Annotated in this window: 7 protein-coding genes and 1 pseudogene; 3 read left to right on the forward strand and 5 right to left on the reverse strand. The window is 64.7% G+C overall.

Annotated features, from left to right (window positions below; all coding sequences use genetic code 11):
* Nucleotides 1-114: 114 nt before the first annotated feature.
* The 3 genes and pseudogenes from DEI82_RS15760 to DEI82_RS15770 form a co-directional block, all read right to left on the reverse strand.
* Nucleotides 115-624, reverse strand: a pseudogene (locus DEI82_RS15760) (aldo/keto reductase); the annotation flags it as partial.
* A 91-nt stretch (nucleotides 625-715) separates the two neighbouring features.
* Nucleotides 716-1,912, reverse strand: coding sequence for an MFS transporter (locus DEI82_RS15765; protein ID WP_258372115.1), 1,197 nt, complete (start codon nucleotides 1,910-1,912; stop codon nucleotides 716-718).
* A gap of 121 nt (nucleotides 1,913-2,033) precedes the next feature.
* Nucleotides 2,034-2,921 carry a helix-turn-helix transcriptional regulator gene (locus DEI82_RS15770; protein ID WP_111026234.1) on the reverse strand — a complete coding sequence of 296 codons (888 nt, stop codon included), beginning with the start codon at nucleotides 2,919-2,921 and terminating at the stop codon, nucleotides 2,034-2,036.
* A gap of 138 nt (nucleotides 2,922-3,059) precedes the next feature.
* Here DEI82_RS15770 and DEI82_RS15775 point away from each other — a divergent pair, with 138 nt between their 5' ends.
* The 3 genes from DEI82_RS15775 (at nucleotide 3,060) to DEI82_RS16340 (ending at nucleotide 4,746) form a co-directional block, all read left to right on the forward strand.
* Nucleotides 3,060-4,076 (forward strand): zinc-dependent alcohol dehydrogenase family protein, encoded by a 1,017-nt coding sequence (locus DEI82_RS15775; RefSeq protein ID WP_111037567.1) that lies wholly within the window; start codon nucleotides 3,060-3,062, stop codon nucleotides 4,074-4,076.
* A gap of 80 nt (nucleotides 4,077-4,156) precedes the next feature.
* Nucleotides 4,157-4,576, forward strand: a complete 420-nt coding sequence (locus tag DEI82_RS15780; RefSeq protein WP_111037568.1) for an SDR family NAD(P)-dependent oxidoreductase — start codon at nucleotides 4,157-4,159, stop codon at nucleotides 4,574-4,576.
* Nucleotides 4,573-4,746 (forward strand): hypothetical protein, encoded by a 174-nt coding sequence (locus tag DEI82_RS16340; protein ID WP_181435258.1) that lies wholly within the window; start codon nucleotides 4,573-4,575, stop codon nucleotides 4,744-4,746. Before DEI82_RS15780 ends, DEI82_RS16340 begins: the two co-directional genes overlap by 4 nt.
* A 369-nt stretch (nucleotides 4,747-5,115) precedes the next feature.
* On the opposite strand, the gene DEI82_RS15785 is transcribed toward DEI82_RS16340, so the two are convergent.
* Both DEI82_RS15785 and DEI82_RS16050 read right to left on the reverse strand, forming a co-directional pair.
* On the reverse strand, nucleotides 5,116-5,694 hold the full coding sequence (locus DEI82_RS15785) for a hypothetical protein (RefSeq protein ID WP_146242954.1): 579 nt from the start codon (nucleotides 5,692-5,694) through the stop codon (nucleotides 5,116-5,118).
* A 269-nt stretch (nucleotides 5,695-5,963) separates the two neighbouring features.
* A complete protein-coding gene (locus tag DEI82_RS16050; protein WP_146242955.1) occupies nucleotides 5,964-8,372 on the reverse strand; it encodes a hypothetical protein in 2,409 nt (802 codons plus the stop codon).
* Nucleotides 8,373-8,709: the final 337 nt, after the last annotated feature.

Below are 8,709 nucleotides of genomic sequence, written 5' to 3' on the forward strand. Positions count from 1 at the left end.
CGCCACAGCGCGGCGACGGAACTCCTCAGGCTTCGCAGCAGGCATCACGGACTCCTTCTCCGGGACGATCATCGCCCCAACTCAGGTGTCCGGGAAACCCGGGACAGGTCAGGGCTGGGTGAAGTAGGGGTGCAGTTCGATCTGGTTGACGGCGGGCACGACGGCGGTGTGCTGCATGAGCTTCGTGAGGTGGTGGGGCATGAAGTTGCTGACGCCGATCGCGCGGACCTTCCCGTCCGTGAGTAAGCGCTCAAGGGCCCGGTACGCGTCGACGGTCGCGTCGAACCGCTGCGGCATCGGCTGGTGGAGGATCAGCAGGTCGATCATGTCGATCCCGAGCTTCCCGACACCTTTGTCGAACGCGTGGAGGGTCTGGTCGTAGCCGAAGTCGACGGGCCAGATCTTCGTCTCGATGAACACGTCGGACCGGTCCAGATCGGACCGGCGAATCCCCTCGCCGACTTCGCGTTCGTTCTGGTACGCGGCGGCGGTGTCGATGTGGCGGTATCCGACAGCGAGGGCCGTCTCGACGGCGGCGGCCGTCTCGTCGGGCGGGCTCTGGTACACGCCGAGGCCGATGGCGGGCATTTGGACGCCGTTGTTCAGGGTGAGTGTTGCGCTCATGAGAGCGACGGTAGCCGCGTCGATGGCGCCGAGAGAGGGGCTGTTGGACCCCCTTATCGCCCTCACATGGCGGGGGCGGGCGTCCTTCTGTTCAGAGCTTCGCGGGGAACGCGGAGCGGCGGCCGACCATGGTCAGAAATACCGCGATGGTCCCGAAGACGATCATCACGACGGCGAGCACGAGCCCGTCGAAGGCGGTCAGGAGCGCGGCACCGAAGATGCCGGCGGCGAAGATGGCGATGTTGAACGCGACAGGGAGGAACGCGCTGGCAACGTCGGCGTTCTCGCCCCCAGCGGTGGTGAGTGCCGCCTGTAGCTGTGTGGATGCGCCGCCGAAGCTGACTCCCCACAGCACCGCTGCGACGAGGATCGCGATCGTCGAGGTATGAGCGACGAGGAGGATCACGCCGGTGATGACGAACAGGCCAGCACTGAGGTGCAGCAGCGGACGCGGGTGGCGGTCCAGGAGCGCGCCGGTGATGATGACTCCGGCGATCGCGGCGATGCCGTAGACGAGGAGCATCAGGCCGGCGCTGATGCCGGTGTCGGTGGCCCGCAGGTACGGGGAAATGTACGTGTAGATGGTGTTGTGGGCGAGCATCCACGTCGCGATGACGGCGAGGATGATGGCGATCCCGCGGATCCGGAAGACCTTCGCGACGGAGAGTTTCACGGCGCTGGTCTGGCCGGGGGCGTCCGGGACGAACAGGGCAATCAACGCCAGGACGATGAGCCCGATGATGCTCAGGCCCCCGAAGGACCACCGCCACGTCAGCGCGTGACCAAGGAAGGAACCCAGGGGGGTTCCGAGCGCGAACCCGACGGGAGCGCCGGTGGACACGATCGCGAGTGAGACACCAGCGAAGCGGGGCGGGCTGATGCGGCGGGCGTAGGTGGCGAACATGCCCCAGATCGTTCCCGACATCGCACCGGCGATGAAGCGGTATATCAGCGACACGGCGACGTCCGGCGAGAATGCGGTGACGGTGTTCGCCAGCAGCAGGACCCCGATTGCGGTCATGATCAGCGGCTTCCGGCGCAGGCTCCGGGTGAGGGCGATTGCAGGGACGGTGGCGATGACGGTGCCGATGGCGTATGCGCTGACGAAGAGGCCGACGGTGCCTTCGCTCGTGTGCATGCTGTCCGCGATGACGGGCAGGAGGCCAGCGGGCATCGTCTCCATCGCAACGAGGACGAACCCGATCGCAGCAAGCAGCGTGAGAGGAAACCACGGCAGTCGGCCCTCGGCGACGTCTTCGGTCTGTGGTTGGTCAGTGGTGGAGGTCACGAGAGCGCTTTCGTCGAAGGTGTAGGCGCGGCGGGGCACCAGTGCGAGCAGGGTGCCCACTCACCGCGTCGGCGGCGGCCGCAGCGGCAGAAAGGTGCCGGCTTGCCGGCGAGAAGAGCCGTCAGGCGCGTGAGGTGGCGGCGGCTTTGTCGGTGATGCGCTCGGTCGCCGCCCAAGACGCGAGGAGTTTCAGCGCGTCAGCAGATGGGGTGCCGGGTGCTGCGGGGTAGACGGTGAGGCTGTGCCCGGGCACGTCTTCGAGCTCCATGACCTGGTAGGTGAGTTCCAGCATGCCGACGGCGGAGTGGTTGAAGCTCTTCGCGCCGGAGTAGTGCCGGCGGACGTTGTGTGCAGCCCAGCGGATGCGGAACTCATCACTGCGCACCGAGAGCTCGCCGACGAGCGCGGCGATTCCGGGATCGTGGGGGTTCCTGCCGGCGTCGCGGCGGAGGATCGCGACGTTGACGTTCGCGGCTCGTTCCCAGTCGGGGTAGAAGTCGTAGGCGCGGGGGTCGAGGAAGATGAATCGGGAGTGGTTCGCTGGCCGCGCCGTCCCCCGGTACATGTCGGAATAGAGCGCGTAACCAAGCGTGTTCGCGGCGACGATGTCCATTCGGTTGTTGCCGATGAAAGCCGGCGCTTCCGTGATGGTGTCAAGCATGAACTGCACTGCGGGGGGCAGACCGGCCGGGGCTGGCGCCTTGGCCCGCGCACGGACGGTCGTGGCGTTGGCGTCGCGGGCGAGGTCGAAGAGGTGGTCATGCTCGGCACGGTCAAGGCTGAGCGCGGAAGCGATGGCGTCAAGGACGCTGTCGGAAGCGCCGGTGAGGTTCCCGCGCTCGATGCGGGTGTAGTAGTCGACGCTGACTCCGGCGAGGCGGGCGACTTCTTCGCGGCGGAGGCCGGCGACGCGGCGACGGCCGCCGAACTGCTCGACGCCTGCCTGCTCGGGCGTGATGCGTGCACGGCGTGACGACAAGAACTCACGCACCTCAGCTCGGTTGTCCATGACAGCCACGGTAGGCGGTTCCGTCGACTCGAAGACAGGTTCTGCTGGACCCCGTTTACGCAGAGCCTCACTACCGTGTGAAGACAGCCGTTTGATGGTGATGACCACGAATCACCCGAACGATTGGATCCGCATCTGATGCGCGCCACGATCATGCATGCCGCCCGCGACGTCCGCGTCGACGAGCGTGAGAAGCCGACCATTCAGCAGCCCACCGACGCGATCATCAAGCTCGTCGCGGCCTGCGTCTGCGGATCGGACCTTTGGCCGTACCGCGGTGACGACGCGATCGATGAGCCCGTCCCGATGGGTCACGAGTACGTCGGCATCGTCGAGGAAGTCGGCGCCGACGTGCAGAACGTCACGCCCGGTCAGTTCGTTGTCGGCTCGTTCTTCGCCTCCGACAACACGTGCGAGATCTGCCAGTCCGGCTACCAGTCGGGCTGCGTCCACCGTGAGGGTGTCGGCGGAGCGCAGGCCGAGTACATGCGGGTCCCGCTCGCCGACGGTACCCTCGTCGCAACCCCCGGCATGCCCGACGAGGACAAGATCCCGTCCCTCCTTGCCGCATCCGACGTCCTCGGTACCGGCTGGTTCGGCGCGAAGGCAGCCGAAGTCGGTCCGGGTAAGACCGTCGCCGTCGTCGGTGACGGCGCTGTGGGCCTGCTCGCAATCCTCGCGGCGAAGCAGATGGGCGCCGAGCGCATCATCGCGATGTCCCGCCACGAGTCCCGGCAGAAGCTCGCCCGCGAGTTCGGCGCCACCGACATCGTCGAGGAGCGCGGCGAAGCCGGCATCGCGAAGATCAAGGAACTCACCGACGGCCTCGGCGCGCACTCGATCATCGAGGCGGTCGGCACGCAGGAATCGATGATGCAGGCCATCCACTCCACCCGCGCCGGCGGCCACGTCGGCTACGTCGGCGTCTCCCACGACGTCGACCTGCCGGGCCTGGAACTGTTCTTCTCCCACGTGCACCTGCACGGCGGCCCCGCCCCGGTCCGCGGCTACCTGCCCGAGCTGATCGACCTGATCCTCAGCGGTGCGATCGAGCCGGGCAAGGTCTTCGACATGGAGCTGCCCCTCGAGGACGCCGCCGAGAGCTACAAGGCGATGGACGAACGCCGCGCCATCAAGGTCCTCCTCCGCCCATAACCCACAGACCGGGCCTCGGCAGCTCCCCCCGGTTGCCGAGGCCCTTCACTCCTGCTCACAAACTGCGAACGGGAAGCATCATGACCACACTTGCCATCATCGGAGCGGGCCCCGGACTCGGCGCCGCCGTCGCGCGCCGCTTCGGCCAGGAGGGCTTCTCCGTCGCGCTCATCGCCCGGAACCGGACCCGCGTCGACGAGCTCGCCGCGACGCTCACCGCGGAGGGCATCACCGCCGCCGGGTTCACCGCGAACGTCCGCGACCAGGACTCGCTCCGCACCGCCCTCGAGCAGGCCAGCGAGCAGCTCGGCCCGATCGAGGTCGTGCAGTACAGCCCCCTGCCGGCGAAGGAGTTCATGCGGCCCGTCCTCGAGACAGTCGCTGCGGACCTCGTCGGCCCGGTCGAGTTCTCCATCTACGGCCCCGTCACCGTCGCGCACCAGGTCCACGGCAGCGCGCTGCACTGGCTGCGCTCGGCGGGACTGCGGGTGGAGCCGTGATCGCCGCGCTCCTCGCCATCGGCACCTTTGGCGCGCCGCATGCACGGCAGACGTATCTCCCCCTCGAGGTGCTCTGTATCGCGGGCGGTGGTGTCCTCGGTTGGGCTTACGAAGCCGTTTTCCAGCTCAGAGAACGCCGCGCGAGCGCGGGCACCTGCGACGACGACTAGCCGGTTGCAATCGGCCGAAGGTCATGAGGCCACCACGCGCGATGTGCGCGGTGCCGATCGCGTGGATCTGACAGTCAAAATGGTCCCCGCTCCACGACCATCCGGCGCTCGCCCAGTCCCAAGCGGCCTGGTCCGCGCCGGGCCAGGTCGAGCCGCCTCGCGGTGGTTGTCGCTGCCTCGTCATCCCAACGGCGGATGATCGGACCACTCCGAGTTCGCCCGGCAGTGGAGACAGCGAGCTCCCGGTAGGCGTGCACGGTAGCCGTCGTGCCCAGCGCAAAGACGTTGCCGAATTCTGCTGTCGTCAAGGCGCCAACTCGACTACCGAATTCCGATTGCGGATCGGCGAGCGAGACAACTGCGCAGCCGTCAGTACTCGAGCACTGGCCACTCTTGCAGCCGGGAAAACCGGGGGCGCGGCGGTGCCGGCTCGTCGTCGTCCATGACCCGGATTTCCGTGAGCATTGTGATCTCGCTCGTTCCGTAGGAGCGGTGCGCGACGCCGTCTCGCTCGTCGATGACCACCGTCATGCGGTCCGCTGGGTCGCGCTCATGCTCGAACGTCACGAGCAGCCAGTGCCCGTGTATCCGTTGGACCAGGATCGGCGCGAAGCTCGCGGGCGGGCCCCACAAGAGGAGAAGCTCCGGGGTGAGCAGCCGAACGGGAGGAGCCACCGCGCCGCTTCGCGCGAAGCTGACCTCCACCGACCCATCAACTGAGAAAAGAACGCCGTCCCTGTATTGGTCGCGGTGACGGTCACCCTGCCGGTCGAACGTCCAGCTGTGGTCGCGCTCGTCGATGACGACCTGGAACTGCAGAGGCTGCGCCAAGCCGGCCCGGGGCGCGGTCACGCCGCGAGGGAGTCGTCGGGCAGGGCGCCGGAGCGCGGCGACCTCCGCCTGAATGGTCGGGACATCAGCTGCAGCCAAGACGGTGTCGAAACCCACGCTCACAATCTTGCTCGCACGGCTAGCCACGCGAGCAAGAACAGCATCTCGATAGACAATCGCTGACCGAGACAGGAAAGCCTCCGGACGCGCCCGTGCCCCGGCCGTCTTAGACCAGAGCAATGCGCGGCGTGCAGTGCGAAGTAAACGCACGGCGATGCGACGCGCTCGTAAGCACGCTGCACGATCGACACGGATCCGCGACGCACCAGCGCTACGTGATCGGACTGAAGACTTCGCCTCGAGCAGCCCAAAGGCCGCCCGCGGCCTCAGGCGATCGGAGCAGGAGACGCGAGTTCCTCGACCGTCTGGTTGGGCTGACTCGGGCTGTCGGGGCTACCCGGTTCAGGTCGGTGCGGGATCCCCTCCCAGTACTCGGAATACTCGGAGTCGAAACCCTCACTGAAGCGCATCATCTCGTTCGGCTCTGCGAACACAGCGCCCTGCATGAGGTACACAGGCAGCGTCAGCGAGGGCAAGCCCAGCATGCCGAAACCGCTCGGGCCGGAGAACGAGATGTCCGCCCCGTGGGATCGCATTAGGGTGGATGCTCGGCCCCATGCATCGATGCTTGTCGATACTGCTTGGTAGGTGTTCCTCACGCACCCGATCTCCTCAAGGAGCCGCAATGCTGAACGGGCTTTCGAGAGGGCATCGTTGACCTCTAGGACACTTGGGGTTCTTTGAGACTTAGCATGCGAAAGTCCATTGCGCGCGGTCATGATTCCCGAATTGCTCAGTTGCTGACCAACTGCGTGGAGAGTCTGGGGGAGCGTGTGCTGCGACGAGTCGGTCAAATCAAGGAACGGGATGGTGTGGCGGAAGGGGAATCGCTGCAGATCTGTGCGCCGAACGAACTTCGGGAGCTCCTGCTCGTCGCGCAGGAAATCTGCACTGTGTGAAAGGAGGCTGGTTAGGTGATCTGCAAGTCGAATGAAACCCTGCACAATGCTGCTGAGATCTGGATCCTCTCGCAGATCATTCTGAGCTACCCCGGGCTTTCGCTCCACTGACGCGTTCAACTTCTCGATTGTGAAAGCCCTGGCTGCGGTGTGATGATGCCGGAACGGGCTCTTCGACGTAACGTGGTCTGTGAGCAGCGCCCAGGTCGTGAATGTGAGCGAGTCGAACAGGAATCGCTCGAGCTCAACAAAGTAGTTTGACGCAATCTCCCTCAAACGCGGCTCGGTCGATTCAGCGCTTGCCGATGCTGTTGTGACAAAAGTCTCGAGTGCCTGGTGGCGGTCCCAGTATTCATCTCGAACGTCTGTGCGACGTTCCAATGGGAAGCCCAACTTCCACAGGATGCGGTCTACGAAGTCGTCGTCCGTGCTGAGTGTGATCTTCAAGGCGTCAGCGGCCCGCTGAGCGTTCCGCCTCCGGCCGAGGATCAACGTCGAGACTATGCCGCGCGGGCTCTCCTGGCGGAGGAACTCCTCCAGTCGAGCACCGGTCGTCTTGCCCTGGACGTCACGGAGCATCCAGGCGAGCTCGTCCATATCCTCCGGTGAGTCTCTATCGAACATTGCGCGGACGGTCGACGCCAGTCGGAGCAGCGTCGTGGTTTCGTCGCGGGGGCGAACACGGTATCCAAGCGAACTCGCTTCGGGCCGGAGGCGCCACGCGCCGGACCTTGTCCGATGATTGACGACCGGCCGGCGGACTTCGCCTACAGGGATCTGAATCTCCTCGTCGCGAATCGCTAGGTCAAGAAGGCGGGCGAGGTTGTCGTCGGTTTCAGTCAGCAGTATGTGGAGCAACTGTGCGCGGTCGAGGTCCGGAAGCCACTTCTCCATGGGGCCTTTGAGGCCAAAACGACGTGCCTCACCCGTGAGGCGCCCCTCCGTTCGCTCATTCACATAGTTGACAAAGACACGCAACTCACGGTCGGAGAATCCGTCCCCGAGCAGGAAAGGCAGTGTCGATCCGTCATCAATCGCATATGGGTTGTAATCACCCTCGGTGAAGTCGAGGACGAAGCCGTTCCAGTCTGCAGGATCTTTTGAAACTTGATCTAGGACCTTATACAAGGCCGATCGCGTTTTGTTGATGCTGGCATCATAGCTTGTGGTAAGTCGTACGGAGTGAACGGCCGCACACGAGAGATCCGCGCAGTGTTGGATTGGCACGGACAAGCGCGGCGCTAGTGCACGTCGATGTGTCACTCTGCGCACGCCGAAGGGACCGATCAGGAACGGGCCAGAGTGAAATACGCCCCGTGGTTTGCTATCCAGGAGGCGCAGAGTGTCCTCGTGCTTCAGAACCGCGCGCTCTTCCGGGATAAGACTTGATGCACCATCGTACAACGCCCGCCCGAAGATTAGAGGGAATCTGATCCGCCCATCCAGGACATAGTTTGATATCGCTTCAATGAGACGATCGACATCAATTTTATCGACGTCGATAAGTGGCTCGAGGTGCACGAGGCCCAGCAGGCACAGAAGGTTAGCGTCCTTCGCATCGACAGATTCCTTGGTGATCAGCTGATCACGGACCTTCCTGCCGGCATCACTCAGCACAATTGCCCGGTTCAGTTCATCTGATACCTTGAAATTTCCTTCGATCACGCAATGGCTCAGGAGGTCTACGATCGCGAGCAACTCGAGGAAACGCTGCCGCCACACGGGGTCCGGATAGTCTCGAGCAAGAGCGGCGCGATCGCGGGGTTCGTGCGACATCGGTTCCTCCTTCGAACACTGAGTAAAGCTTAATGTCGTTTGCGTCGCGGTCCTACCGCTCGTTCGAGGGACTTGGATCGGGGCGTTGAGGTCTGTGCTGTCCCAGAGGCGGGGGCGGTGAGCAGAGGAGACCAAAACCGAATCCTTCGACTGCGCAGGGTGCCCAGCGGGCGTCGGAGAGGACGGTGGCAACCGCCGCCAGCTACTCAGTGACTGACTCACTAGCTGTACTGCCCAGGGACGTTGGTTGTGTTGCGACGACTCGCTGTAGTCGTTGGGATGTGAGAAGGACCTCCTGCAGTGGAGTGGAGCTGTCTAGTTCACACACTCTCCGCAG

This window comes from Curtobacterium sp. MCBD17_019 (genome assembly GCF_003234555.1).
Lineage (GTDB): Bacteria > Actinomycetota > Actinomycetes > Actinomycetales > Microbacteriaceae > Curtobacterium.